We start from the raw sequence: 25,828 nt of genomic DNA, 5'->3' as shown, positions 1-25,828 counted from the left end.
GCCGAGACCATGGCCAAGGTGCTGTGCGTGCTGTACGACGACCCAATCAACGGATACCCGACCACCTACGCGCGAGACGGCCTGCCCGAGCTGGCCGGCTACCCGGGCGGCCAGACGCTGCCCAGCCCCAAGGCGATCGACTTCACCCCCGGTCAGCTGCTCGGCAGCGTTTCCGGCGAACTCGGGCTGCGTCGCTTCCTGGAAGAGCGCGGTCACACCCTGGTGGTCACCTCCGACAAGGACGGCGACGGCTCGGCCTTCGACCGCGAGCTGCCCGACGCCGACGTGGTGATCTCCCAGCCGTTCTGGCCCGCCTACCTCACCGCGGAACGCATCGCCAGGGCGCCCAAGCTGAAGCTGGCCATCACCGCCGGCATCGGCTCCGACCACGTCGACCTCGACGCCGCCATCGCCCACGACGTCACCGTGGCCGAGGTCACCTACTGCAACAGCATCAGCGTCGCCGAGCACGTCGTGATGATGATCCTCTCCCTGGTACGCAACTACCTGCCCAGCCACCAGACGGTGCTGGACGGCGGCTGGAACATCGCCGACAGCGTCGCCCGCTCCTATGACGTCGAGGGCATGCATGTCGGCACCGTCGCCGCCGGCCGCATCGGGCTGGCCGTGCTGCGCCGGCTCAAGCCGTTCGACGTGCACCTGCACTACACCGACAAGCACCGCCTGCCGCGCGAGACCGAGGAGGAACTTGGCATCACGTTCCATCCGGACGCCGCCGCCATGGTCCCCGTCTGTGACGTGGTGACCGTCAACGCGCCGCTGCACCCGCAGACCGAGGGCCTGTTCGACGACAAACTGATCGCCACGATGAAGCGCGGCGCGTACCTGATCAACACCGCCCGCGCCAAGATCGCAGACCGCGACGCGATCGTCCGCGCCCTGGAGAGCGGGCAGCTCGCCGGCTATGCCGGCGATGTCTGGTATCCCCAGCCCGCCCCGGCAGACCACCCCTGGCGCAGCATGCCGCACCACGGCATGACCCCGCACATCTCGGGCTCCTCCCTGTCGGCCCAGGCCCGCTACGCCGCCGGCACCCGAGAGATCCTCGAATCGTGGCTGGAGGGCACGCCGATCCGCGAGGAGTACCTGATCGCCCACGGCGGCGGGCTGGCAGGTGCCGGCGCTCACTCCTACACCACCCGGGCGCGCTAGAGGGTCATTCGGCAGCTGATCAGGCCATCGCGTGCGGTCGAGCCGCTCACGCAGGTCCCTTCCGCAGGGCTCGATCACCTACACGGACAGCGACCACATGTCGGTCGACAACGTGACCGCCTGCGGCTGATCGCCCGCTCGCCAGCGGACCATGGTGAACCGGCCCGGTCGTCACGCCGCTGCGTGGGCCCGGAGGGCGGCCTTCCGCCACACCTTGAACAGGCGCCTGGCGGAGCCGCCCACCGGGCCGGCCGCCTCGTAGAGCACCTTCCGCGAGACGGGCTCGGCCGTTTCCACGGCGGTCACCGCGTCGTCAGCGGTAGTGATCGTGTGCGTGCAGACACTCAGCAGGTAGTCGGGGATGCGCAACCTCGGGTCCGTGCAGCCCACCAGCGGCACGCCCACCGCGGCGACGATGGGGAAGACGGTGCCGGGGATGCCGATGGCGGCTTCGGCCCGGGCCGAGGCCTGGACCGACGGGACGGCGCTGATCTCGTACTTCTCCCACAGCGAGCGGTCCTCGCGCGGGTGCAGTCCGACGAGGATGTGCCTGCCGTCCGCCGCGAGCCGCTCGGCCGCGGCGAGCAGCAGCTCCGTGCCCGGGGCCGACCCGCCGGTGTCACTCGATCTGGTCACGCTGGTGAGCACCAGTACAGTGCCCGCCTCCGGGGCGTGCCTGGGCAGGTCGTCGGTCTGCGGCGTGCCCACGACCGTGATCGGGCGGCGCGTGCCGAGGTAGTCGTCGAACACCTTCGCCTCGGCGGGCGACGACGCGGTGATCGCCCGCAGCCGCCCGCGGAACTCCTTCGCGCGCGGCGCCTCCTCGGGCAGCTGGTAGGCGAGCGAGGCGGCGACCAGCGGCAGGCGGCGCAACCGCGCGGCGCAGTCGGCGGGCCAGTCCCCGGCGCCCGTAACCACCAGCAGGTCGGCCTCCGGGAGCTCGTCAGGCGTGGCCACCGTGACCGGATCGTCCGGCTTCACCTGCGACCGGTCGGGCACCAGCTGCACGACCTCCCACCCCAGGCGCCGGGCTTCGGGCAGCAGGGGCGCCGCGTGGTAGGTGCCCCACGGCTCATTTGTGGCGATCAGCACGCGCGGCGCTCTCCCGCCCGGCCGTGCCGCCGCCTGGGCGGTGGTCGCGCCCAATGCGGCGATCCCGACCCCGGACAACGCGCCGGTGAGCAAGGAGCGTCGGGAAACAAGGGACATGTCATCAAATGTCATGGGAGAGGAATCTACGGCTGGTTCGTGAACACAGATCGTCAGCTGATGTACGGGTAGCCGAACTGGACCTCCAACCCCGACGTCAGCCGGGCCGGTCGATCGCGGTCGTGCCGTAGACGGCGATCTCGGCGGCCGTCCGGCCCGCCGCCAGCACCTGCTCAGGGGAGCCGCCGCGCTCGTAGGCGGCGATGCCGGCGGCGGCGATGGCGCCGAAGAAGGAGCCGATCAGCGCGGCGGCCGTGATGGGGTCGAGCCGGCCCGTCACCTGGTAGCGAGCAGGGATTTGGGGATGTAGGCGACGATGACCTTGTTGCCGTCGACCGCCTCGGCGACGACGAAGTCGACCGCGATGCTGCACAGCGCGTACGCGTCGGCGGTCGTGAGCCTGCCCGCGCCGGCCTCGACGAGGTGGCCGACCGCCTCCTTGACGGCGATCTGGAGCGCCACGTCCAGGTCGGCGTCGATGCCCATGCACCAGAAGTAGTCGTCGCTCTCCGCGCGCGGCCACTCCAGGCTCGCGCCCTTGCGGACGACGAACCGCGCGGTGACCGCCATCGAGTGCTCGACCGCGGTCTGGTCGACCTCGCCGTGGCCCTGCGCGCCGTGCGTGTCGCCGATGTAGAACACGCCGCCGGGCTGGAATACCGGCAGGTACAGCGTGGTGCCGGCGACCAGGTCGCGGAAGTCCATGTTGCCGCCCCACCGGTCCGGCGGGTACGCGGAGACGAAGCCGGCCGACGTGGGCGGCGCGACCGCCATGATGCCGGCGAACGGCTTGAACGGCACCTTGATGCCGTGACCGAACACGTAGTGGCGGCCCGTGTCGTCCAGCCGGAGCAGCCGGGTCGACGCCGTGTCCAGCAGGTCGCCGCAGACGCCGCTGCCAGGGCCTGTGCTGTTCACGCCGTACGGCACCCGGGGGGAGACGTCCAGTACGCGGATCTCCAGCACGTCTCCCGGCTCGGCGCCCCGCACGTGGATCGGGCCGGTGAGGACGTGGCCGCTGGCGCCGTCCGGTCGGGGGTTCTTCGCGATCTCCGCCAGTTCGGGCAGCACCTGGCCCGCCGGTACGCCCAGCGCCTCGAAGTACGCGACCGGCCCCTCGGCGGCGGAGACGCCGGCCTGGTTGACGGCATCGATCCTGACGACCGTCCCGGAGTCCACGGTCAGCACCGGCGCCCGATCGGTGGGGTAGTGGCCCCAGAGCGCGGTCTCCTGGGTGGTCGCGAGCACGACGGGCTCCGGGTGGCCCGGCGTGGCGGACGGTATCGCGGTCCCGAGCGCGGGTCCGGGGGACTGGAGGGGCTTGGGGGTTCTCACGTCTGTCTCTCTCCAGCGGGGGAGGATCGCCAAGGGCCTGGCGCGGGTTTTGTCATGATAAGGCGCTGTTACGCCTGTGGCAGATTCGGCCGTCACCGGTTGGTGAGCCCGCCGGTCCCCTGGTTGGGTGAGTTCATGGATCTTCTCGTTCTTGGGGGCACGGCCTGGCTGGGCCGTGAGGTGGCGCGGCAGGCGATCGCCCGCGGAGACAGGGTGACCTGCCTGGCGCGCGGCGAGAGCGGGCAGGCGGCCGACGGCGCGGTCATGGTCACCGCCGACCGGCGGGCGGCGGACGCGTACGAGAAGGTGCGTCACCAGGACTGGGACGCGGTCGTCGAGGTGTCGTGGCAGCCGGGCATGGTCCGCGGCGCGCTGGCGGCCCTGGGGGAGCGGGCGGGCCACTGGGCCTACGTGTCCTCAGGCAACGCGTACGCCTCCCACGCCGTGCCAGGATCCGACGAGACGACGCCGCTGCTGCCGCCCACCGATCGCGACGAGGTGGATCGGGAGCTGTACGGCGAGGCGAAGGTAGCCTGCGAGCAGGCCTGCGCCGCGGCTGTGGGGGACCGGCTGCTCATCGCGCGGGCCGGGCTCATCGGCGGGCCAGGCGACCACAGCGGGCGCTCCGGTTACTGGGTGGCACGCGCGGCGCGCGACCCGTACGGGCCGATGCTCGTCCCGGACTCCCCGGACCTGCCCACGCAGGTGATCGACGTCAGGGACCTGGCGGCCTGGCTGCTCGACTGCGCGCGGGCCGGGACCACCGGCACCTACGACGCGGTCGGCCCGGTGCTGCCGCTCGGGGAGTGGATCGAGCAGTGCCGCGCGGTCGCCGGCCACACGGGGCCGGTCGTCCGCGCGGACTCCGCCTGGCTGCTCGACCAGGGCGTCAACGAGTACATGGGGCCGGAATCGCTGCCGATGTGGCTGGTCGAAGCCGGCTGGGAGGGCTGGTCGGCCCGGTCGGGGGAGGCGGCGCGCGCCGCGGGCCTGCGCCACCGTCCCCACGCCGAGCTGATCGCCGACCTGCTGGCCTGGGAACGCGACCAGGGCCTCGACCGGGCCAGGCGAGCCGGCCTCAGCGAGGAACGCGAACGAGGGCTCCTCGCCTCCCTGGCCTCCTGACTCCGCCCGCAGGACATGTGAGGACAGGGCCGCGTCAGGCGGTGCTGAGGGTGCGTTGGTGGAGTTCGGTGACGACCTTGCGGGCGGACTCCAGGGCTCCCGACTGCCAGGCGATCATGTGACTCAGCCAGTCACCCGCGAAGTACACGTGCCCGGCCGGGCTGTTGAGCAGCTGGTACGCCCCCTGCCGGGACGGCCACCCCACCCACGCGCCCTCGATGTGCGGCTGAAGCTTCCAGGCGACGGACACCGACGACACCAACTCGTCGCGGTACTTCGCGCCGTGGATCCGCATGCCCTGCTCGACCGCGCGGCGCTCGCGGTCGGCGTGCTTCAGCGCGGCGTACGCGTCGGCCTGGGCGCCGAAGTTGTAGTAGCCGACGACCAGGCCGCGGGCGGCGCCGTACCCGTGGGAGGGGTACCAGATGGTGGCGAGGTCGAGGTCGGTGCTGGTGATGCCGCCGTAGATGTCCTCGTCGATCTCCCACCAGCGGCGGCGGTACTCCAGCCCGATCTTGCCGGAGTTGGTGACGTTCGGGGTGGAAAGGGCGGCCTGGACCTCCGCGCCCAGGTTGTGCGGGGTCCTGGCGAGGATGTGCGGGGGCATCGCGGCGACGCACAGATCCGCCCTGATCTTCTGGGTACGCCCACGGCCGTCCCGGTACTCCACCTCCACGCCATCCGCCCAGTCGGTGATCTTGGTGACGACGGAGCCCAGCCGGATCCGCTGCCGCCCGATCTTGGCGGCGAAGGCCCGCGGGATCGCGTCCATGCCGCCGACCGGCTGGAACATCAGCATCGCCTGGTCGTAGCCGAACTCGAAGGAGAACCGCTGCCCGACGCCGCTCGACAGCACCTCCGACAGCGACGGCACCGGCCCGAGCGGGGTGCCCGTCTGCTCGCCCGCGCCCGGGTCCACGCTGTAGCCGCGCCGGGAGCCCCCGGTGTAGGCGAATCCGCTCGCCCTGTTGCCCACCGACCCGAACCCCGACAGGAAGGCGATCAGCCGTTCCTTGTCCTGCGTGGTCAGCGCGGCGTCCAGCGCGCCGGCGTCGGTCGCCCGTGACAGCAGCTCCGAGACGTATCCGTACACGTCGGCCTTGGCCGTGCGCCAGCGGACGGGGGCCGGCATGCTCTGGTGGTAGATGTAGGCCTGGGCGTTGGAGTTGGTGAAGACCTCCAGGTCCACGCCGAGTTCGCGGCAGTAGTCCATGGTGACCATCCACTGCGCCAGCCGCGCGGGGCCCGCGTTCATGTAGACGCCCTCGCGGAACCGCGCCACCTGGGTGGAGCCGTCCAGCTCGGTCAGGCGGTCGCCGCCGCGGATCGTCCAGTTCCGCCCGCCGACCCGGTCGAGGGCCTCCAGGATTGTGCAGTCGTAGCCCGCCTTGCCCAGCTCGTACGCCGTCGCGAGGCCGGCGACCCCCGCGCCGAGGATCACCACCTTCTTCGCGGAGCGCCCGGTGAGCGAGAAGTGGGACGGTTCCGGCGGCTCGAAGGCGGCCTTCGCGGACGCCTCCGCGGACGGCGCCAGCCCCAGCGCGCCCATGGTCGCGAAGAGCGCGCCCGCCCCGCCGGACACGCCGACGGCGGACAGGAAGTCACGTCTGCTGTTCCCCAACACCCACCTCCGTGATCTTGTTAGAGGCGAGTCTGAGCACGCTGTGTTGCCGGTGATCCCACTCCTTGTTCTAAATAGGTTTCTGGGCGATCACCACCATTCGGGGTGGCGGGTGAGGGTCAGGCCGGGGCGACGCCGTCGTAGTCGATCAGCAGGTGGCGCGGCCCCCTCAGGATGGGGCTCGGCCGGTACGGAGGCGGGTCGTCGACGAGCCGCGGACCACGGACCCTGCGGACGAGCTCGGTCAGGGCGATCTGGGTTTCCAGCCTGGCCAGCGGCGCGCCGAAGCAGTAGTGGACGCCGCCGCCGAAGCCCAGGTGCTCGTTGCCGGGGCGGTCCAGGACGAAGCGGTCTGGATCGCTCACGTGGGAGGGGTCGCGGCTGCCCGCGGCCAGGGCCAGGACGATGGGCGACCCGGCGGGGATGGTCGTGTCACCGAGGGTGATGTCGTCGAGGGCGACCCGCGAGGACACGAGCTGCACGGGCGGCTCGTAGCGCAGCAGCTCCTCGACGGCGGGGATGACCAGGCCCGGGTCGTCGCGGAGCCGTTCCAGCAGGTCCGGCTGTCGCAGCAGGGTGAGCATGCCGTTGGCGATGAGGTTGATCGTGGTCTCGTGGCCGGCGATCAGCAGGAGCACGGCGGTGGCGACCACGTCCTGGCGCGTCATCGCCCCATCGGGGCCCTGGTAGGTGATCAGCCGGGAGATCATGTCGTCGCCCGGCCGCCGGCGGCGGTCGTCGGTGAGCCCGCCGAGGTAGCGTTCCAGCTCCAGCACCGCGGCCTCGCGGGCGCGCTCGCGTTCCGCCCGGTCCTCCTCACCCGGCCCGAGCGTCTCGATGACCTGGTCGGCCCACGCGTGGAAGCGCGGCTCGTCCTCCTGCGGCACGCCGAGCAGCCGGCAGATCACCGCGACCGGCAGCGGGTAGGCGACCTCGTCCACGATGTCGGCCCGACGCCGGCCCGCCATGCCGTCGATCAGCTCGGTGGTGATGGCCAGCATCTGCGGGCGCAGTCCGTCGATCATGCCCGGCGAGTGCGGCGGCCCGAAGTGGCGCATGGTCAGGTGGCGCAACCGGTCGTGCTCGGGCGGGTCGAGGCCGATGAAGGAGGGCGTCCGGTCGTGGAAGGGGTCGTCCGCCGATCCCGCGCCGAGGTTGCGGCGGTCGGAGCTGACGCGCGGGTCGTGCAGCAGGGCGACGATCTCCCGGTACGTGCTGACGACGTACGTGCCGTCGTCCTGCCGTGCCACCGGGGTCTCGCGGAGTTCGCCGAACAGCGGGTAGGGGTCGGCGCGGTGCGCGGGGTCGAGGATCCGCTCGAAGACGCTCTGCGATGTCATGGCCTGGCTTTCCTCGCTCTTTCTTATCGCCGCCGCGCGTGCAGCAGTGAGGCGCGGCGTTCCGCCGGGTCGTGGCCGGTCACCACGACGGTCGCCCCGGCAGTGGGCAGCACGCGCTCGGGGACCCTGGCGGGCACGGGCACGGTCGCCTCGCGCCTGTTGACGTGCCGGAACGAGGGCGGGAACGGCGCGGCCCGCTCGATGAGACGCTGGTAGAACTCCAGCCACATGCCCTGGTCGAAGGTGATCGCGGCCGTGACGCGCCCCTGGTATCCGTAGACGGCGACGAAGCGGCGTTCGGCCATCGAGCCCTGGGTGACGACGATCTCGTCGGCGAACGTGGGCACCCCCACGGACTTGATGTTGACGCCGAACTGGCTGGACCAGAACACCGGCGTCGACAGGTGCGGCCAGCGGTGCGCCTGGTCGCTCACCATGTTGTGGGCGGCTATCTCGGCCTGGGCGACCGCGTTCCCCCAGTGCTCCAGCGTCATGAACTGGTACTGGTACAGCGGGTGCGGGAAGCGGGCGATGTCACCGGCGACGAAGACGTCGTCGGTCACCAGGCCGTTGGTGTCCACCACGCGGCAGCCCGCGTCGCAGGTCACGCCCCACACTCCGGCGGCCAGCCCGGAGTCCAGCAGCCATTCGACGTTGCGGACCGAGCCGAGCGCCACGACGGCCACCTCCGCCTCCACCGAGCTCCCGTCCGACAGGTGCGCCCGGCGCAGCCGTCCGTCCGAGTCGCCCTCCAGGGAGGTGACGGTCGTGTCGCACCGCAGGTCCACGCCGTGCTCGCGCTGCATCCCCGCGGCCACGTCGCCGATCACGCCGCCCAGCGCGCTCGTGAGCGGGGCGGCGCCGCGTTCGACGACCGTGACGGGCAGGTCCAGCTCGCGGCAGGCGGAGGCGGTCTCGCAGCCGGTGAAACCCGCGCCGAGGATCAGCACCCGGCGCGGGCGGCTGGCCAGGTCCTCCCGGAGCCGGGCCGCGTCCGCCGCCGTGCGCAGCGTGTGGACGCCCTTCAGCGCGGCCTCGGTCTCGTCGGGCCAGGGACGGGCGCGGGTGCCCGTGGCCAGCAGGACCCGGTCGAAGCCGATCTCGCGGCCGTCGGCCAGGCGTACCTTCTTGGCCGCCACGTCCAGTCCCGTCGCCCGCGTGCCGCGCAACCACTCGGCGTGGACGTCGCGCAGGCGCGGCAGCATCGTGTGCCCGGCCGGCACCTGCCCGGTGAGGATCTGCTTGGACAAGGGGGGCCGGTCGTACGGTTCGCCGACCTCGTCGCCGATCACCGTGAGCGACCCGGTGAAGCCTTCCCTCCTGAGCACCTGGGCCGCCCGCGCCCCGGCCAGCGAGGCGCCGACGATGACGATGCGGCCGTCGTACCTGGTGCCGGACGGCCGCCCGGCCTGCTCCTGGCCGGGCCGGGCCGTACGGTCGAGGTGAACGGCCTGGACCGGGCAGGCCGCCGCCGCCCGCAGGACCTGCTCGCGGTGGGCGTCGCCGGGCTCGAGGTCGTACAGGAGCGCCTCGTCGCGCATGGCGAAGACGTCCGGGGCGAGGAACACGCACTGCCCGTAGCCCTGGCAGCGGGTCAGATCGACGACGACTCTCACAAGCCACTCCCCCCGAGCGAGCACGCTCCCGCGACGTACCCCGTCCGCGCGGCGCCGTAGCCGGTCGGCACCGATCCTTACGCGCTCTTTGCGGGGACGGCGGCGGGCTGGGGGGTCAGCCGAGGCGGGCGAGCTCCTCCTCGCTCAGTTCCAGGGTGGCGGCGCCGATGGAGTCGAGGATGGTCTCCGGGCGGCTGGCGCCGGGGATGGGGATGACCACGGGGCTGCGGGCCAGCTCCCAGGCGAGGCAGACCTGCTGGCGGGAGACGCCGTGCGCGCCGGCGATCTCGGTGAAGGCGTCGCCCCGCGCGCCCAGCTCGCCGTGCCGGCTGATGCCGCCCAGCGGCGACCAGGGGAGGAACGCCAGGCCGAGCTCGGCGCAGACGTCGATCTCGGGCTCGCTGGAGCGGAAGCGCGGAGAGTACTCGTTCTGGACGCTCACCAGGCGGTCGCCGAGGATGTCGTGGGCGAGCCTGATCTGCTCCGGGTTCGCGTTCGAGATGCCGGCCATCTGGATCTTGCCGGCGTCGTGCAGGTCCTTCAGGGCCCCCATGGTCTCCTCGTACGGCACCCCCGGGTCGGGGCGATGGTGCTGGTAGAGGCCGATGCTGTCCACGCCGAGGGCCTTGAGCGAGCGGTCGCAGGCCTCCTTGAGGTACGACGGGCTGCCGTCGACGTCCCAGCCGCCGGGCTTACGGGTGTGTCCGCCCTTGGTCGCGACCACCACGGTGCTCGCGTCCCCGCCCCACAGGGACAGGGCGCGGGCGACGAGGCGTTCGTTGTGGCCGACGTCCCTGTGCGAGGGGGCGTAGGCGTCGGCCGTGTCGATCAGGGTGATGCCGGCGTCCAGTGCCGCGAGAATCGTCCGGATCGACTGGGCCTCGTCGGGCATGTGTCCGGCCACCGACATGGGCATCGCGCCGAGTCCGATGGCGCTGACCTGGTGGCTGCCGAGGGCGCGTGCGCGCGTGGCGTTGTGCATGGGACAACCCTGTCTGCTGGAGTGCACTCCAGGTCAAGTCGGGAGAGGTTTGTCCAATTGACTCAATATTTACCCACTTGTCAACCGCTTGTCTGATGTATTAGTTTCTGCGGCATTCACGGTATATGCCGTGGGTTTGTCTGTTTAATACTCTGATCACCATCACAGGTACGCCTGTGACCGCTGAGTCCGCCGCGAGCGGAACCGGGGACCCAAGCCCCCATGGGGTGAATCGGCACCAAGGTGCAGTAGGGCAGCTTCCTCGCCCGAACCCGTCAGCTAACCCGGTAAGCGGTAGGGAAGCAAGGAGAGCCCCCACCCATGCCCGATCACGACTGCAAGACCCCCATCCGGCGCGTCACGCGCAAGTACGCCGCCATCGCGGCCATGGCCGCCCTGGTCGCCGTCGCCACCGCCACCACCGCCCCCGCGTACGCGGGGGCCGACGACCTGGTCTACGGCCAGGACGCCTCCCACTACCAGGCGACGCACGACTGGGCCGCCAGCGGCGCGAAATTCGGCATCGTCAAGGCGACCGAGGGCACCGACTTCACCGACGACTCCTTCGCTCGTCACTGGGCTGAGCTGGCCGGGCACGGCATCGTGCGCGGCGCCTACCACTACGGCCATCCGGCCAACGACCCCGTGGAAGAGGCCGACTTCTTCCTGTCCGTGGTGAACGAGCAGCCGGCCAGGACCGGCGACCTCCTGGTCCTGGACCTGGAGACGGCCGACGGCCGGTCCGGCGCCGACGTCAACGCCTGGGCCAAGAAGTGGCTGGAGCGGGTGAAGGACAAGACCGGGGTCACCCCGATGTTCTACTCCAGCTGGAACTTCGCCAGCGAGTACGGCCAGGGCCTCGGCGAGTACCCGCTCTGGGTCGCCAACTACAACGAGGCCAGGGGCACGGTCGCCGCGCCCGCGCCGTGGAAGAAGTGGGTCATCCACCAGTACAGCGACTCCCCGGTGGACCAGAACGTCTCCTCCGTGAGCCTGGACGAACTCCGCGCCCTGGGCCGCAAGGTGGAGGTTCGCGCGTAGCCGTACCTACGGCCGCCTGGCGCGTACGTGGTACAGCAGGTACGGCAGCTCACCCTCCGACTCCACCTGGAAACCGGCATCAGGGATCATGCTGCCCAGCAGGTCACGGGGGTCGTGCCGCATGGCGGGCCCCGAGAGCGCTCCGACGACGTGCCTGGCCAGGCGATGGGCCGGCGGGCGGAACTCGGCGACGAGCAGCCGCCCGCCCGGCCGCAGCACCCGGAACATCTGGCGCAGCGCCTCCGGCCGGTCGCCGGCGGGCATGTGGTGCACGGCGAGACTGGACACCACCAGGTCGAACGAGCCGTCGGGGAACGGCAGCCGCTGGCCCTCGCCGAGCACGTACGCGCAGTTCTCGGGAGCGTGCCGGGTGGCGTAGCCGATCATCGCGGGCGACGGGTCGACGCCGGTCACGTGGCCGCCGGGCGTGACGACCGGGGCGAGGATCCGGCTGAGATAGCCGGTGCCGCAGCCCACGTCCAGGACCCGGTCCCCGGGCCGCGGACGGGCCGCGGTGGCCACGCGGGTGAAGGCCGCCCGCCGGCCGCCAAGGAAGCCGATCGAGGCGAAGATCTCGTACGCCCGCGGGCGATCGATGGTGCCGCCCCCGTCGGCGTGCTCCGCGTGGTCGTGCAGCAGTTTCCCCAGTCCCATGGTTGCCTCCTCAGATGTATGGATAGTGCGCTCGCCGGAGGGAGTCAACGAGCGGATCGGCGGCCGCCCGCTCTGGGACAAGCATTACCGCTTCGGCCACCTCTGATTACCGGCCTGCGGGAAGGCCCTGGAGACAGGATGTGGCCGCGCGGACGAAGAGGACGGGTGATGATGGCGGTGGAGGACGACGGAAGGTGCGCCGAGCAGCCGCCGGCGATGCGCCGGCGCGAGCTGCTGGGGGTGCCGGCCGCGCTCGCGGGCGGTCTGGTCGTGGCGGGCTGCGCGAGCGCCCCGGGCATGGACGCGGTGCTGGGCGCGGGCACCGCCGTGTCGCCGCCGGCCGGTACGCCGGGCGCTGAGGACGAGGTGCCGGTCACGCCGCCGGAGGATCTGATGCGCGAGCACGGCGTGCTCAAACGGATCCTGCTGATCTACCGGGAGGGCATCAGGCGGCTCGAGGTCGGCGAAGCGGCCCCCTACCAGGAGCTGAACGCCGGCGCGCGCATCATCCGCAGCTTCATCGAGGAGTACCACGAGCGCCTGGAGGAGCGGTACGTGTTCCCGCGCCTGGTCAAGGCGGGCAAGCTGACCGACGTGGTCCCCGTACTCGTGCTGCAGCACCAGCGCGGACGTCTGGTGACCAGCCGCATCATCGACGCCACCGGCAGAGCGGCGCCCAGGGAGAGCCCGCCGGTCACCCCCAGGCCGACCCGCTCACCCCGTCAGGGCCTCGTCGCCGACATGAACGCGTTCATCCGGATGTACGAGCCGCACGAGGCCCGCGAGGACACCGTCGTCTTCCCCGCCCTGCGTGACGTCGTCCCGCCCAAGGAGTTCCTGGACATGGCCGAGATCTTCGAGGACGAGGAGCACCGCAGGTTCGGCGCGGCGGGCTTCACCGGCGTCGTCAACCAGGTCGCCGACATCGAGAAGCGCCTCGGCATCTACAACCTCGCCCAGTTCACCCCGCGCGGATGAGGGGCCGCCAGGCGCACACTGAGGGATCTTGCCTTTCGCTCGATAGTGGTCGATAGTTGAGCAATATCGGTCAGGTTCGGTCGGATATGTCCGATCGGATCTGAGCAGGCCGGGTGCCGTCACCCCCGAGAACGCTTGAGGTGACCATGAGACGCACGGCTGCGGCCCTCGCGGCGCTCGTGACGCTGGTCGCGCCGGCCATCGTGATCCCCGGCCAGGCGAGCGCCACCCGGACACCGCCGCCTGCGTACCCGGAGGTCGGCAGGGGCACCGCGGTCCTCGACCACCGCGCGCTGCTGACGGGCTACGCCGAGCCGGAGTGGTACGAGGCCAACATCCCGTTCCTGGAGGTGCCCGACCAGGAGATCCAGGACGTCTACTACTACCGCTGGAGCACCTTGAAGCGGCACATCCGCTACACCGACACCACGACCGGCGACATCATCACCGAGTTCCACAACGCCCCCGGCTACGCCGCCCCGCTCGGCGGCATCGCCGCCGCCGCCGGCCACCACGTGTACGAGGGCCGCTGGCTGCGCGACACCCGCCCGATCGACGACTACCTCACCTACTGGCTCCAGGGCCCCGGCGCGGGACCCAAGCCGAAGGAGGACTACGTCAACGAGGACACCGACGACTGGGCGCACCAGTACGCGTGGTGGGCGGCCGACGCGGCCTACCAGCGTTACCTGGTCACCGGCGACGCGTCCTTCGTCGAGGACCTGCTGCCCGACCTGGTCCGCCAGTACGACAAGTGGGGCGGCCAGTACGACGAGGACCTGGGCCTGTACTGGTCGGTCCCGGTGTGGGACGCGATGGAGTACACCGCCTCCTCCTACGAGACCGACCCGGCCGACCCGTACCACGGAGGCGCGGGCTACCGGCCGACACTGAACGCCTACCAGTACGGCGACGCCAAGGCCATCGCGGCCGTCGCCAGGATGCGCGGCGACCAGGCCCTCGCCAGGACGTTCGAGCGGCGGGCGGGATCGCTGCGCGAGGCGCTGCACCGCCACCTGTGGGACCCCGAGCGGTCGTTCTTCTACCACAAGGCCCGCGCCGACCTGGATCCCGAGCGGAAGCTGGTGTCGACCAGGGAGCAGATCGGGTTCGTGCCGTGGGCGTTCGGCATGGCCGAGCCCGGCACCGAGCGGGCGTGGGCGCAACTGCTCGACCCGCAGGGGTTCGCCGCGCCGTACGGACCGGCCACCGCCGAGCGGCGCAGCCCGCTGTTCATGCGTGACGCGCTGACCGGCTGCTGCCGCTGGAACGGCCCGAGCTGGCCCTACTCCACCTCGACCACGCTCACCGCGATGGCCAACCTGCTCAACGACCGCGACCAGGACGTGGTCACCGCCGCCGACTACTACCAGGTGCTGCGCGGGTACGCCCGCACCCAGTACAAGGACGGCCGACCGTACGTCGCCGAGGCGCACCACCCCGACGAGCCGCGCTGGATCTACGACGGCCGGGGGCACAGCGAGCACTACAACCACTCCACCTTCAACGACCTGGTGATCAGCGGCCTCATCGGGCTGCGCCCGCAGGCCGGCGGCGAGGTCGTGGTGAACCCGCTCGTCCCGGCCGGCTGGGACCACTTCGCGCTGGAGAACGTGCCCTACCACGGGCACAACGTGACGGTCCTGTGGGACCGCGACGGCACCAGATACGACCGCGGCGCGGGTCTGCGCCTCTACGTGGACGGCCGGCTCGCCGCCGCGCGGACCGGGCTCGGCGAGCTGGCCGCCCGGGTCCCGGCCGCCGTCCCGCCGGACCGCTCCTCCCGGCCGGGCAACGACGCCGCCAACCCGTACGGCACCGGCTACCCCAGGCCGTTCGCGTCGTACACGAACGGCATCGACGACGTGTGGGACGCCGTGGACGGCCGGATCTTCTACGACGACATCCCGCACAGCCGGTGGACCAACTACCGCTCGCCGAACCCCGAAGACCATCTCGGCGTGGACTTCGGCGTGCCGACCGAGGTGAGCGACGTGCGGTTCCACACCTACGACGACGGAGGCGGGGTGCGGGCGCCGGCGTCGTACCGGCTGGAGTACTGGGACGGCGCGGCGTGGCGGGAGGTGCCTGGCCAGGCGCGCACGCCGGAGCGGCCGGCCGGCGCGGCGCTGAACCGGATCACGTTCCCGGCCCTGACCACGACCCGGATCCGGCTGGTGTTCGGCAACCCGCCCGGCGCGTACGTCGGCGTCACCGAGCTGCAGGCGTGGTCGCCCGCCGCGGGCGACACCGCGCTGGGGGTGGCCGTCACCGAGCAGGTACGCCCCGGCGCGCCCGCCGAGGTGACCACCACCTTCGCCAACCACGGGCGCAGGCCCGCCACCCGGGTGCGGACCGAGCTGGCGGTGCCGCCGGGCTGGTCCGCCGAGCCGGTCGGGCGCGCGGAGACGCCGGTGGTGCGGCCGGGCGGCGAGTTCGCGGTCCGCTGGCTGGTGTCGCCGCCGCCGGGGACCGCGCCGCGCCCCGACGTCCATACGGTGCGCGCCTTCGCGGCCTACGACCGGTCGGCGCGAGCCGCGAGCACGTACGCGCAGGTGGAGATCGCGCTGGACCCGGCCGCCTACCCGAAGACGGAGGCACGGGACGACTTCACCACCGACACCTCGGCGGGCTACACCGTGTACCGGCCGGAAGGCGGCGAGGACGCGCCGGCGATCGCGGCCGGCGGCGGCCGGTTCGCGGGCAGCGGCACGCGGCCGTTCTTCGGCCTGGTCGCCGGGCCCGCCGGACCGTCGTCGGCGGACGCGATCAGCATGGTGACGGCCGGCTCGTTCGCCGGGACCGGCAGCCAGGAGGACCATCGCCATCGCCGGACTGGAGGGCCGGGCCGGGTAGCCCTCCGTGCTTAGAGCGGCTTCACGCGGGAAGGGCGGACGCACGGAGTCGACGATCGGCGGTGGGGGCCTCATGGTCACTTCGCGAGGCGTCTTCAGGCGCAAACCGGTGGAGCAGATCGCCACCGAGCACGAGGGCGAGCTGGCCAGGTCGCTCGGGCTGTGGCAGCTCACGGCCATCGGCGTGGGCGGCATCATCGGCGCGGGCATCTTCGCCCTGGCCGGCGCGGTCGCCAACGAGACCGCGGGGCCGGCGGTGCTGGTGTCGTTCCTCATCGCGGGGGTGGCCAGCGCCGCCGCGGCGTTCTCGTACGCCGAGTTCGCGGGCATGATCCCGAAGGCCGGGTCCGCCTACACCTACGGCTACGCGGTCCTGGGGGAGGTGGTCGGCTGGTTCATCGGCTGGGACCTGCTGCTGGAGTACACCGCGATCGTCGCGGTCGTGGCCATCGGCATCTCCGGCTACTTCGGCTTCCTGGTCCAGCAACTCGGGGCCGGGCTGCCCGCGTGGATGCTCGGCGCGCCAGGTACGGGGGACGGCCGCGTGGTGGACCTGTTCGCGGTGGTCCTGTGCCTGCTCATCGCCTTCCTGCTGAACCTCGGCATCCGCGCCGCCGCCAGGTTCGAGACGTTCGTGGTGGGCATCAAGGTCGCCGTCGTGCTGCTGGTGATCGTGGTCGGCTTCTTCCACATCAGCACCGCGAACTACACGCCGTTCTTCCCGTACGGGATCGGCGGCGCGATCACCGGAGCCGCCACCGTGTTCTTCGCGGTGTTCGGCTACGACGCGATGAGCACGGCGGCCGAGGAGTCGCGGGACGCGCAGCGGCACATGCCGAAGGCGATCGTCTACTCGCTGGCCATCTCCATGGTGCTGTACGTGCTGGCCACGCTCGTGCTCACCGGCATGCAGAACTACCGGGAGATCGACCCGGAGAGCGGCTTCTCCTCGGCGTTCGCCGCGGTCGGGCTGTCCGGGCTGGCGTCCGTGATCGCGGTGGGGGCCATCGTCGGCATCCTCACCGTCATGTTCACGTTCATGCTGGGCGTGACCCGGGTCTGGTTCTCGATGAGTCGGGACGGGCTGCTGCCGCATTGGTTCGCCAAGCTGCACCCAGTGCGGCGGGTGCCCTCGCGGGTCACCTGGATCGTCGGCGTCGCCTCGGCGCTGATCGCCGGGTTCCTGCCGATCCGGCAGGCGGCCGAGCTGACGAACATCGGGATCCTGCTGGCGTTCGTGGTCGTGTGCGCGGCGGTGATCGTGCTCCGCTACCGGCAGCCCGATCTGCCCCGCTCGTTCCGCACGCCAGGCATGCCGGTGGTGCCGGCCATCGGGGTGGTCTTCTCGATCTGGCTGATCACCTTCCTGGATCCGGTGACGTGGCTGCGGTTCGCCATATGGTTCGCGATCGGCCTGGTCATCTACTTCGCGTACAGCAGACGACACTCGCTCCTTTCCGTGGCCTCACGTCCCGAACAGGATCTACCGGAGGACCCGGGGTAGCCTCGTTGGCAAGGGTAGCCTAACCTAATCTTCGTGACTGAGGAGATCTCGCTGCGCGGCGAAGGCCTGCGGCTCGGCTATCACGGCGTCACCGTGGTGGAGGACGGCCGCATCGCCCTGCGGCCCGGACGCGTGACCGCGCTCGTCGGGCCGAACGGCAGCGGCAAGTCCACCCTGCTGCGCGCGCTGGCCCGGCTGCACCGGCCCGACGCGGGCACGGTGACGCTGGGCGACGGCACCCCCGCGCAGGACCTGTCGGCCCGCGACTTCGCCCGGCGGGTCACGCTGCTGGCGCAGAGCCGTCCCACGCCGGGCGGCGTGCACGTACGTGACGTCGTCGGCTACGGGCGGCACCCGTACCGGGGACGCTGGAAGGCGGGGGACCCCGAGGGGACGGAGGCCGTCGTGCGGGCGATGGAGCTGACCGGCGTGACGGCGATGGCCGGGCGCCCGGTCGACGAGCTGTCCGGCGGCGAGCTGCAACGCGTGTGGCTGGCCACCTGTCTGGCCCAGGACACCGCCGTCCTGCTGCTGGACGAGCCGACCACGTTCCTCGACCTGCGTTACCAGGTGGAGCTGCTGGAGCTCGTCCGCGACCTGGCCGACGAGCACGGCGTCGCCATCGGCGTCGTCCTGCACGACCTCAACCAGGCGGCCGAGCTCGCCGACCACGTCGTGCTCCTGTGCGACGGCCGCGTCCGCGCCGACGGCCCGCCCGCCGAGGTACTCACCGAGGAGCTGCTCAGCGCCGCGTACGGCATCCGCATCGAGGTCACCCACGACCCCAGGACGGGAACGGTGAGCACCCGCCCGATCGGCCGGCACACCAGAAGCGTCCCCGCCCCGACCTGAGCCCTCGACCTGATCCCCGGCTTGAGCCACCGGCTTGAGCCACCGGCCTGAGCCCTCGCCTTGATCCACGACCTGAGCCCCCGGCCTGAGCCGGCCTCAGTGACCGGCCACAGCCCCGACCTGACAAGTCACGACATGACAGGAACGACCATGCGCAGCCCCCTGGCGGTTCTCGCCGCGGCCATCTTCGCCCTCGCCGCCTGCGGCACGACAGAGACCGCCGCTCCCGAGCCGGCGACCTCCGGCGGCACGGCCGCCCCCGTCACCGTCACCGACTCCCTCGGCCGGCAGGTCAAGCTCGACCGCCCGGCCACCAGGGTGGTGAGCCTGGAATGGGGCGAGACCGAGATGCTGGCCTCACTCGGCGTCATGCCCGTCGGCGCCGCCGACGTGAAGGGCTACGCCACCTGGAACACGGCCGCCAAGCTCGACCCCTCCGTCAAGGACGTCGGCAACCGGCAGGAGCCGAGCGTCGACTCCATCGCCGCACTCCAGCCCGACCTCGTCGTCATGCAGGCCGCACGCGACTCCGCGCTGGTCCCGCAACTGGAGAAGTTCGTGCCGGTGCTGGTGACCAAGGGGGCCGACGCGGGCGACGACCTCAAGCGCATGAGCGCGGACCTCACCATGATCGCCACCGCCGTCGGCAAGACCACCGAGGCGACCGGCCTCCTGGCCGACCTGGACGCGGCGCTGGCGGACGGCAAGGAGCGGATCGCCGCCGCGGGGGCGGCCGGGCGGGCGTTCGTCATGGCCGATGGATGGAAGGAGGGCAGCACGATCTCGATCCGCCCGTTCGGGCAGGGCTCGCTCGTCTCCCAGGTGGCCGGCCGGCTCGGACTGAAGAACGCGTGGACCGGGAAGGTGGACGAGGTCGGGGCCTGGGCAACACCGACGTCGAGGGCCTGACCGTGCTCAAGGACCCGGACACGCGCTTCTTCTACAACGCCTCCGACGGCGTCGACGTGTTCGCCGACGGGCTGGCGGGCAACGCCATCTGGAAGTCGTTGCCGTTCGTGGCCAAGCAGCAGGTCACCAAGCTGCCCGCGGGCATCTGGACGTTCGGCGGGCCGCTGTCGTGCGAGCAGTACGCAGAGGCCCTCGTCCAGGCGTACGCGGGTTGAGCACGCAGGCACTCACCCCAGCGCCGCCCGTCACGCCGCTGCGGCGGCTGGGGACCGCCGGGGTCCTCCTGCTCGCGCTGGCGGCCACCGTCCTGGTCGCCGCCGTCCACGTGACGCAGGGCACCTCTTCCGTGGGCGCGCTCGACCTGCTGCGGCTGCCGTTCGGCGGGAGCGACGAGGCCGCCCGGGTGCTCCTGGCCTCCCGGTTGCCCAGGCTGCTGGCCGGCGTCGCGGTCGGGGTCGCCCTGGGCGTCGCCGGTGCGCTGCTGCAGTCGATCGCCCGCAACCCGATGGCCTCGCCGGACACGCTGGCCGTCAGCGCCGGCGGTTACCTGGCGGTCGCGACGGCCGCCGCGTTCGGGCTGACGCTGCCCGTGCCGATCTCCGGCGGGCTGGCCTTCCTCGGCGGGCTCGCCGCCGCCGCGCTCGTGCTGGCGCTGTCGGCGGGCGGTCGTACCGGCACCACGCGGCTGATCCTGGCAGGCTCGGCCACCGCGCTCGCGCTCGGCTCGCTGACCAACCTGGTCATGATCCTCTTCGAGCAGCAGACCACCGGCCTGTTCGCCTGGGGGAGCGGGTCGCTGGTGCAGAGCGACCTCGACGCCGTCACCCAGCTCGGGCCGGTGATCGCGCTGGCCCTGGCGGCTGGGATGCTGGCCGGGCCACGGCTGGACATCCTCGGCCTGGGCGACGACACGGCCGCGGTGCTCGGCGTGAACGCCCGGCGGTTGCGGCTGTGGCTCACCCTGCTCGCCGTCGTGCTGTCGGCCGCCGCGGTGACCATCGCGGGGCCGATCGGGTTCGTCGGGCTGTGCGCGCCGGTGATCGTACGGCTGCTGCCCTCCTCCGTTCCCGGCCTGCACCGTCACCGCAGCCTGCTGCCGCTGTCGGGGCTGACCGGGGTGCTCGTCGTGCTGGGCTCCGACATCGTGCTGCGTGCCGTGCTGGGCGGCCAGGCCGGGGTGGACGTGCCGCCCGGCGTGGTGACCACACTGCTGGGCGCGGGCGTGATGGTGTGGCTGGCCCGCCGCTACCGCGACGTCGGGCCCACCCGGCAGCCGCCCGCCGTACGCACCGGAGCCGTCCGTTCCCGCGCCGGTCACCTGGCCATCGTGGTGGTCTGCGCCGTCCTGCTGGCAGGGGCGGTGCTGGTCGGCCTGCTCGGCGGCGACACCTGGGTGCTCGGCGGCGACGTGGCGAACTGGCTGCAGGGCAGGACGGGACGCGCGCTCACGTACGTGCTCGACCAGCGCTACCCCCGCGTGCTGGCCGCGGTGCTGGCCGGCGCCGCGCTGGCCGTGGCGGGCACCGCCGTCCAGGCGGCGTGCCGCAACCCGCTCGCTGAGCCGGGCGTTCTGGGCGTCACCGCGGGCGCCGGCGTCGGCGCGATCTCGCTGCTGGCCTTCGTGCCGCTCGCGGGGATCTGGTCGATGTCCGCCGCGGCGGGCACGGGGGCGCTGGCCGCCTTCACCGTGGTGTACCTGCTGTCCTGGCGCGGCGGGCTCAGCTCGGACCGGCTCGTGCTGATCGGCGTCGGCGTGCAGGCCGCCTGCACCGCCGTCACCGTGCTGATCATCGTCAAGGCCGACCCGTGGAACACCGCCATGGCCCTGACCTGGCTGTCCGGCTCGACCTACGGCCGCGTGCCGGTCCAGCTCATCCCGGTCGCACTGGCGCTGCTCCTGGTGCTCCCGCTGATCGTCTGGCTCCGCCGCGACCTGGACCTGCTGGCCCTGGACGAGGACACCCCGCGCGTCCTCGGCATCCCGCTGGAGCCGGTACGGCTGGCCGCGCTCGGCGGCGCGGTGCTGCTGACCGCCACCGCGGTCGCCGCCGTCGGCGTGGTCGGCTTCGTCGGCCTGATCGCCCCGCACGCCGCCCGCGCCCTGGCCGGCGGCAGGCACTCCCGCGCGCTACCGGTCGCCGCCCTGCTCGGCGCCCTCCTGGTCAGCCTGGCCGACACCCTGGGCCGGACCGTCATCGCCCCTGCCCAGGTGCCCGCCGGGCTGGTCACCGCGCTGATCGGCACGCCGTACTTCGTCTGGCTGCTGTGGCGCTCCCGCGCCGGCGCGCGCTGAGGACGCCGCGCGCGTTCGCGGCGGGTTCGCGGGGAACAGGTCCGGCATGGAGGTACTGAGCAGCCGCGTGTTGTTGCGTCCTTACGATCTGGCGCGCAGCCGCCGCTTCTACGCCGAGACGCTCGGGCTGGCGATCTACAGGGAGTTCGGCCCGCCCGACCACCCGGGCGTGGTCTTCTTCCTGGGCCAGGGGTTCCTGGAGGTCTCCGGGCACTCCGGCGACGGCGCCGCCCCGGGGGTGTCGCTCTGGCTCCAGGTGCGCGACGTGGCGCGCGAGGAGGAGCGCCTGCGGCAGGCGGGCGTCAGCGTGCTGCGCGAGGCCCGCGTCGAGCCGTGGGGGCTCATCGAGTCGTGGATCGCCGATCCCGACGGCCATCGCATCGTCCTGGTGCAGATCCCGTCCGACCACCCCCTGCGGCGCGACCAGCGCGCCCCCTGACGCCTCACCCCAGGGCCTGGTCCAGGTTGAAGGCCGCGCTGATGAGCGCCAGGTGCGTGATGGCCTGCGGGAAGTTGCCGAGCTGCTCGCCGGTGTGCCCGATCTCCTCCGCGTACAGGCCGACGTGGTTGGCGTACGTGAGCATCTTCTCGAAGGCCAGCCTGGCCTCGTCGACGCGGCCGGCGCGGGCCAGGGCCTCGACGTACCAGAAGGAGCAGATCGAGAACGTGCCCTCCGGGCCCTCAAGCCCGTCCGGGCTGGCCATCGGGTCATAGCGATAGACCAGCGAGTCGGAGACCAGGCCGCGGCCGAGGGCGTCCAGGGTGGACAGCCACTTGGGGTCGGTGGGCGAGACGAACTTGGCCAGCGGCATCATCAGGAGGGAGGAGTCCAGGACGTCCTCGTCGAAGTGCTGGACGAACGCCTGCAGCTTGCCCGACCAGCCGCGGGACATGATCTCGTGGTAGATGGCGTCGCGGGCCCGCCGCCAGGTCGGTATGTCGGCGGGCAGGCCGCGCTGGGCGGCCATCCGCATGGCGCGTTCGATGGCGACCCAGCACATCAGCCGCGAGTAGACGAAGTTCTTGCGGCCGCCGCGGGTCTCCCAGATGCCCTCGTCGGGCTGGTCCCAGTTGTGGCAGACCCAGTCGACCAGCGTGCACACGTTGTCCCAGCGCTCGCTGGAGATCGGGCTGCCCCACTTGTTGTAGAGGTAGATGGAGTCGATGAGCGCCCCGTAGATGTCCAGCTGGAGCTGGTCGGCGGCGGCGTTACCGACGCGTACGGGCGCGGAGCCGCGGTAGCCCTCCAGGTGCCGCAACTCGTACTCGGGCAGGTCGGGGCGGCCGTCGATGCCGTACATGATCTGCAGCGGGCCAGTGGGCCCTGCGCGGTCGAGCGGGATGTGCTGGGACAGGAAGCCCATGAAGGCCTCGGCCTCCCCGGTGAAGCCCAGCCTGAGCAGCGCGTACACGCAGAACGCGGCGTCGCGGACCCACACGTAGCGGTAGTCCCAGTTGCGCCCGCCCAGGAACCGCTCGGGCAGGCTGGTCGTGGGCGCGGCGACGATTCCGCCCGTCGGCGCGTAGGTGAGCAGCTTCAGCGTGAGGGCGGAGCGGTGCACGACCTCCCGCCAGCGGCCCCGGTAGCGGGAGGCGGACAGCCAGCGCCGCCAGTACCGTACGGTGGCGGCGAACTCGTCCTCCGCCTCCGAGATCGCGCAGCCCCGTGGCAGGACCCCCTCGCCGACCCGGTCCAGCGCCAGGACCGCGTGCTCGCCTTCCTTGAGCTCGAACCTGGCCCAGGCGTCCCGCCCGTCGGTGTCGACCGGCACGCTGGAGGAGAGCGCGAGGGAGAGCGGCTCCGAGGCGAAGGTCGTCCGGGATCCGTGCTGGTGGACGGTGTGCGGGGTGCGGGCGTAGTCGAATCGGGGCGCGATCCTGGCGCGGAACGGTAGCTTGCCGCGCACGCACGTGACCCGGCGGATCAGCCGGTGCCTGTCGGCCTCGCGGGAGTCGTCCGCGATGGGCATGAAGTCCAGGATCTCGCCCACCCCGTCGACGGCGAAGAAGCGGGTGATCAGGACGTTGGTGTCGGGGAAGTAGAACTGCTTGGTCGTGGCCGGGATGTCGGCCGACAACTCGAACGAGCCGCCCCGTTCCGCGTCCAGGATCGAGGCGAACACGCTGGGCGAGTCGAACCTGGGGCAGCAGTACCAGTCGATCGTGCCGTTGGTGCCCACGAGCGCCACGGTGCGCAGGTCCCCGATCAGGCCGTGCTCACCGATCGACAGATACCGGTCATCGCTTTCTGTCATAATCCTTTCCTATTTGCCTCCATGGCGGCAAACATGCAGGTCAGATGGTCTATTGTTCGCCAAGAGGGCGCAGATCTTCACTCCCGGGCCCGAGCCGCCGCGGTGCCGGACAGCGATCTCGTGTGACCGAACGCGGCAGTGACCGTGCCGTGCCCCGCCCCTCCTAGACGCGGGGTGTCCGCCTTGAAACCTTACTGGGGGATAACTGTGCGATAGTTCGCTTTATAGGCGAAAACAGGACATACTCTCGGCGCACGGGTCCTTGACGGGACGGTTCGTGTTCCGGGGGGAAGGCACGAATGAAAGACGGGGTAACGAGAACGGCCGGGGGATTGCGGCTGGACGTCTTCGATCACGTTCCGGTAGGCGTGATCGTGAGCAGCGGCCCAGAGCACCGTCTCGTCTACATGAACGCCGTTTCCGAGGAGATGGTGGGGAAACGTCCACTCGGGTCGCCGGTCCGCGAGACGTTCGGGGACCTTCGCCGGAAGGTGGGCTACGTCGCACTGCTCGACCAGGTGTTGAAGACGGGAGAGGCGGTCAGCCTGAAGAAGGTCCCGTTCGCGTTCGGCGATCACGCCATGCTCGGGGAGGAGCGGTACGCCTCGATGAGTCTGTCGAGGGTCTCGCTCGAAGCCGGCGAGCACGGCGTGCTGATCGTGGCCATGGAGATCACCGACCAGGTCGCCTCGGCCCGGGTGATCGGCTCCATCACCGAGGGTCACCGCAGGTCACTGCAGCGCTTCCAGCACCTCCTGCAGATGGAGACGCAGGTGGTGTGGGTCGGCGACCCCCTGGGCCGGATAACCGAGCCGAGTCCCGGCTGGCAGCGGCTGAGCGGGCGCCGACGATCCTCATGCCACGATCGATCCCGCTGCGCCAGCGTGCCGCTGAGCCGAGGTTCGTGGTCGTCTAGCCTGGCTTCATGCGTTTCGGGGTCCTTGGCCCGCTGTGACGCCAGAGGAGGAATCGCTGGATGAGAACAAATCGGCTCGGCTCCACCCAGGTCGAGGTGACGGAACTGGGATTCGGCGGCGGTCCGCTCGGCGGGCTGTTCCAACCGCTGGACGACGACACCGCCGCGTGGGCGATGGCGGCGGCCTGGGAGCACGGGATCCGGTATTTCGACACCTCGCCGCACTACGGCATCGGGACCTCGGAGCGCCGGATCGGCGAGTTCCTCCAGCGGCAGGCGCGGGCGGAGTTCACCCTGTCGACGAAGGTCGGCAGGCTGCTCGTCCCGCAGGACCCGGCGGACCGCATGGACGAGAGCTTCCAGGTGCCGGCGGCGTACCGGCGGGTGTGGGACTTCTCCCGCGACGGCGTACGGCGCAGTGTCGAGGACTCGCTCGCCCGCATGGGCGTCGACCGGATCGACACGCTGTTCCTGCACGACGCCGAGGAGCATTTCGAGACCGCGCTGCGCGACGGCTACCCGGCGCTGGCCGAGCTGCGCGCCGAAGGCGTGGTGGGGGCGATCGGCGCCGGGATGTACGACAACGTCAAGCTGGCCAGGCTCGTCGAAGAGGCCGACGTCGACGTCGTGATGTTGTCCGGCCGCTACACCCTGCTGGACCAACGCGCACTGGACGACCTGTTCCCGGCCTGCGAGCGGCGCGGCGTGTCCGTGCTCGCGGCCTCGGTCTTCAACTCCGGCCTGCTGGCCACGCCCAGGCCCGTGCCCGGGGCCCGCTACGACTACATGCCGGCCTCCGACGAGGTGCTGAAGCGTACGTACCGTCTCGCCGACGTCTGCGCGGCGCACGGCGTGCCGCTGCCGGCGGCGGCGATGGCGTTCCCGCTGCGCCATCCCGTCGTGGCGGGCGTCGTGGTCGGGATGCGCTCCGCCGAGGAGGTACGCCGCAACGTCTCGGCCTTCGGTGTGCGGATCCCCGAGCAGTTGTGGGCCGACCTCCGCGGCGAGGGCCTCCTCGACGCACGCCTCCGACAGTGATCGGCTGAGACCGCCCGCGGGCGTGGGTGGTCAGGGCTGGGGGGTCGAGAGGGGCGTCCACGACCGCCCACCCGGTTCGGCGATGCGTACCTCGAACTCCTCGGACGGCGGCTCGTCGAACGCGGCCACCTT

22 protein-coding genes and 1 riboswitch are annotated in these 25,828 nt (G+C 71.7%); of the genes, 13 read left to right on the top strand and 9 right to left on the bottom strand.

Going from position 1 to position 25,828, the window contains the following annotated elements; genetic code table 11:
* Window positions 1-9: 9 nt before the first annotated feature.
* Window positions 10-1,173, top strand: a complete 1,164-nt coding sequence (locus ITP53_RS16045) for an NAD-dependent formate dehydrogenase (protein ID WP_195896187.1) — start codon at window positions 10-12, stop codon at window positions 1,171-1,173.
* Between the two features lie 171 nt (window positions 1,174-1,344).
* Here ITP53_RS16045 and ITP53_RS16040 read toward each other — a convergent pair whose 3' ends face one another.
* The 3 genes from ITP53_RS16040 to ITP53_RS16030 all read right to left on the bottom strand — a co-directional run bounded on the left by ITP53_RS16040 (window position 1,345) and on the right by ITP53_RS16030 (window position 3,717).
* Window positions 1,345-2,382 carry a hypothetical protein gene (locus ITP53_RS16040; protein ID WP_195896186.1) on the bottom strand — a complete coding sequence of 346 codons (1,038 nt, stop codon included), beginning with the start codon at window positions 2,380-2,382 and terminating at the stop codon, window positions 1,345-1,347.
* Window positions 2,383-2,479: 97 nt separating this feature from the next.
* Window positions 2,480-2,662 carry a hypothetical protein gene (locus ITP53_RS16035; RefSeq protein ID WP_195896185.1) on the bottom strand — a complete coding sequence of 61 codons (183 nt, stop codon included), beginning with the start codon at window positions 2,660-2,662 and terminating at the stop codon, window positions 2,480-2,482.
* Window positions 2,659-3,717, bottom strand: coding sequence for an acetamidase/formamidase family protein (locus ITP53_RS16030; protein ID WP_195896184.1), 1,059 nt, complete (start codon window positions 3,715-3,717; stop codon window positions 2,659-2,661). The genes ITP53_RS16035 and ITP53_RS16030 overlap by 4 nt, the downstream gene beginning before the upstream one ends.
* Before the next feature lie 135 nt (window positions 3,718-3,852).
* Between ITP53_RS16030 and ITP53_RS16025 the strand changes: the two genes are divergently transcribed.
* Window positions 3,853-4,842, top strand: coding sequence for an NAD-dependent epimerase/dehydratase family protein (locus ITP53_RS16025; RefSeq protein ID WP_195896183.1), 990 nt, complete (start codon window positions 3,853-3,855; stop codon window positions 4,840-4,842).
* Between the two features lie 34 nt (window positions 4,843-4,876).
* Here the strand turns inward: ITP53_RS16025 and ITP53_RS16020 are convergent, their stop codons facing one another.
* The 4 genes from ITP53_RS16020 to ITP53_RS16005 all read right to left on the bottom strand — a co-directional run bounded on the left by ITP53_RS16020 (window position 4,877) and on the right by ITP53_RS16005 (window position 10,401).
* Window positions 4,877-6,463, bottom strand: a complete 1,587-nt coding sequence (locus ITP53_RS16020; RefSeq protein ID WP_328814659.1) for a flavin monoamine oxidase family protein — start codon at window positions 6,461-6,463, stop codon at window positions 4,877-4,879.
* A gap of 119 nt (window positions 6,464-6,582) precedes the next feature.
* Entirely contained in the window at window positions 6,583-7,803 is a 1,221-nt protein-coding gene (locus ITP53_RS16015; RefSeq protein ID WP_195896182.1) for a cytochrome P450, read from the bottom strand.
* Window positions 7,804-7,826: 23 nt separating this feature from the next.
* Window positions 7,827-9,419: an FAD-dependent oxidoreductase gene (locus ITP53_RS16010; RefSeq protein WP_195896181.1), complete on the bottom strand. Its 1,593-nt coding sequence runs from the start codon at window positions 9,417-9,419 to the stop codon at window positions 7,827-7,829.
* 115 nt (window positions 9,420-9,534) lie between these two features.
* Window positions 9,535-10,401 carry an aldo/keto reductase gene (locus tag ITP53_RS16005; protein WP_195896180.1) on the bottom strand — a complete coding sequence of 289 codons (867 nt, stop codon included), beginning with the start codon at window positions 10,399-10,401 and terminating at the stop codon, window positions 9,535-9,537.
* 171 nt (window positions 10,402-10,572) lie between these two features.
* Window positions 10,573-10,710, top strand: a riboswitch (cyclic di-AMP (ydaO/yuaA leader).
* Window positions 10,711-10,722: 12 nt separating this feature from the next.
* Here ITP53_RS16005 and ITP53_RS16000 point away from each other — a divergent pair.
* The gene (locus ITP53_RS16000; protein ID WP_195896179.1) at window positions 10,723-11,442 is read left to right on the top strand and encodes a glycoside hydrolase family 25 protein; all 720 of its coding nucleotides are present in this window, start codon (window positions 10,723-10,725) and stop codon (window positions 11,440-11,442) included.
* 6 nt (window positions 11,443-11,448) lie between these two features.
* Here ITP53_RS16000 and ITP53_RS15995 read toward each other — a convergent pair whose 3' ends face one another.
* Window positions 11,449-12,096, bottom strand: coding sequence for a class I SAM-dependent methyltransferase (locus tag ITP53_RS15995; RefSeq protein WP_195896178.1), 648 nt, complete (start codon window positions 12,094-12,096; stop codon window positions 11,449-11,451).
* Window positions 12,097-12,264: 168 nt separating this feature from the next.
* Between ITP53_RS15995 and ITP53_RS15990 the strand changes: the two genes are divergently transcribed.
* The 8 genes from ITP53_RS15990 (at window position 12,265) to ITP53_RS15960 (ending at window position 21,926) form a co-directional block, all read left to right on the top strand.
* Window positions 12,265-13,074, top strand: a complete 810-nt coding sequence (locus tag ITP53_RS15990) for a hemerythrin domain-containing protein (RefSeq protein ID WP_236050857.1) — start codon at window positions 12,265-12,267, stop codon at window positions 13,072-13,074.
* 146 nt (window positions 13,075-13,220) lie between these two features.
* Entirely contained in the window at window positions 13,221-15,944 is a 2,724-nt protein-coding gene (locus ITP53_RS15985) for an MGH1-like glycoside hydrolase domain-containing protein (protein WP_195896177.1), read from the top strand.
* Between the two features lie 58 nt (window positions 15,945-16,002).
* Window positions 16,003-17,433 carry an amino acid permease gene (locus ITP53_RS15980; RefSeq protein WP_195896176.1) on the top strand — a complete coding sequence of 477 codons (1,431 nt, stop codon included), beginning with the start codon at window positions 16,003-16,005 and terminating at the stop codon, window positions 17,431-17,433.
* Window positions 17,434-17,466: 33 nt separating this feature from the next.
* Entirely contained in the window at window positions 17,467-18,285 is an 819-nt protein-coding gene (locus tag ITP53_RS15975) for an ABC transporter ATP-binding protein (RefSeq protein WP_195896175.1), read from the top strand.
* A 150-nt stretch (window positions 18,286-18,435) separates the two neighbouring features.
* Window positions 18,436-19,194, top strand: coding sequence for an ABC transporter substrate-binding protein (locus ITP53_RS15970; protein WP_236050856.1), 759 nt, complete (start codon window positions 18,436-18,438; stop codon window positions 19,192-19,194).
* A gap of 2 nt (window positions 19,195-19,196) precedes the next feature.
* Entirely contained in the window at window positions 19,197-19,409 is a 213-nt protein-coding gene (locus ITP53_RS57490; protein WP_236050855.1) for an ABC transporter substrate-binding protein, read from the top strand.
* Entirely contained in the window at window positions 19,406-21,487 is a 2,082-nt protein-coding gene (locus ITP53_RS15965; RefSeq protein ID WP_195896174.1) for an iron ABC transporter permease, read from the top strand. Before ITP53_RS57490 ends, ITP53_RS15965 begins: the two co-directional genes overlap by 4 nt.
* A 46-nt stretch (window positions 21,488-21,533) precedes the next feature.
* Complete coding sequence (locus ITP53_RS15960) at window positions 21,534-21,926, top strand: VOC family protein (RefSeq protein WP_195896173.1); 393 nt, start codon at window positions 21,534-21,536, stop codon at window positions 21,924-21,926.
* A gap of 4 nt (window positions 21,927-21,930) precedes the next feature.
* On the opposite strand, the gene ITP53_RS15955 is transcribed toward ITP53_RS15960, so the two are convergent.
* On the bottom strand, window positions 21,931-23,742 hold the full coding sequence (locus ITP53_RS15955) for a glycoside hydrolase family 15 protein (protein ID WP_195896172.1): 1,812 nt from the start codon (window positions 23,740-23,742) through the stop codon (window positions 21,931-21,933).
* Window positions 23,743-24,041: 299 nt separating this feature from the next.
* On the opposite strand from ITP53_RS15955, the gene ITP53_RS15950 reads away from it, so the two are divergent.
* Window positions 24,042-24,722 (top strand): PAS domain-containing protein, encoded by a 681-nt coding sequence (locus ITP53_RS15950; RefSeq protein WP_236050854.1) that lies wholly within the window; start codon window positions 24,042-24,044, stop codon window positions 24,720-24,722.
* Complete coding sequence (locus ITP53_RS15945; protein WP_195896170.1) at window positions 24,719-25,696, top strand: aldo/keto reductase; 978 nt, start codon at window positions 24,719-24,721, stop codon at window positions 25,694-25,696. Before ITP53_RS15950 ends, ITP53_RS15945 begins: the two co-directional genes overlap by 4 nt.
* Window positions 25,697-25,828 lie beyond the last annotated feature (132 nt).

Origin of the sequence: Nonomuraea cypriaca, from assembly GCF_015645445.1 — a bacterium.
GTDB lineage: Bacteria > Actinomycetota > Actinomycetes > Streptosporangiales > Streptosporangiaceae > Nonomuraea > Nonomuraea cypriaca.
This window is presented reverse-complemented; position numbering and strand designations above follow the sequence as displayed.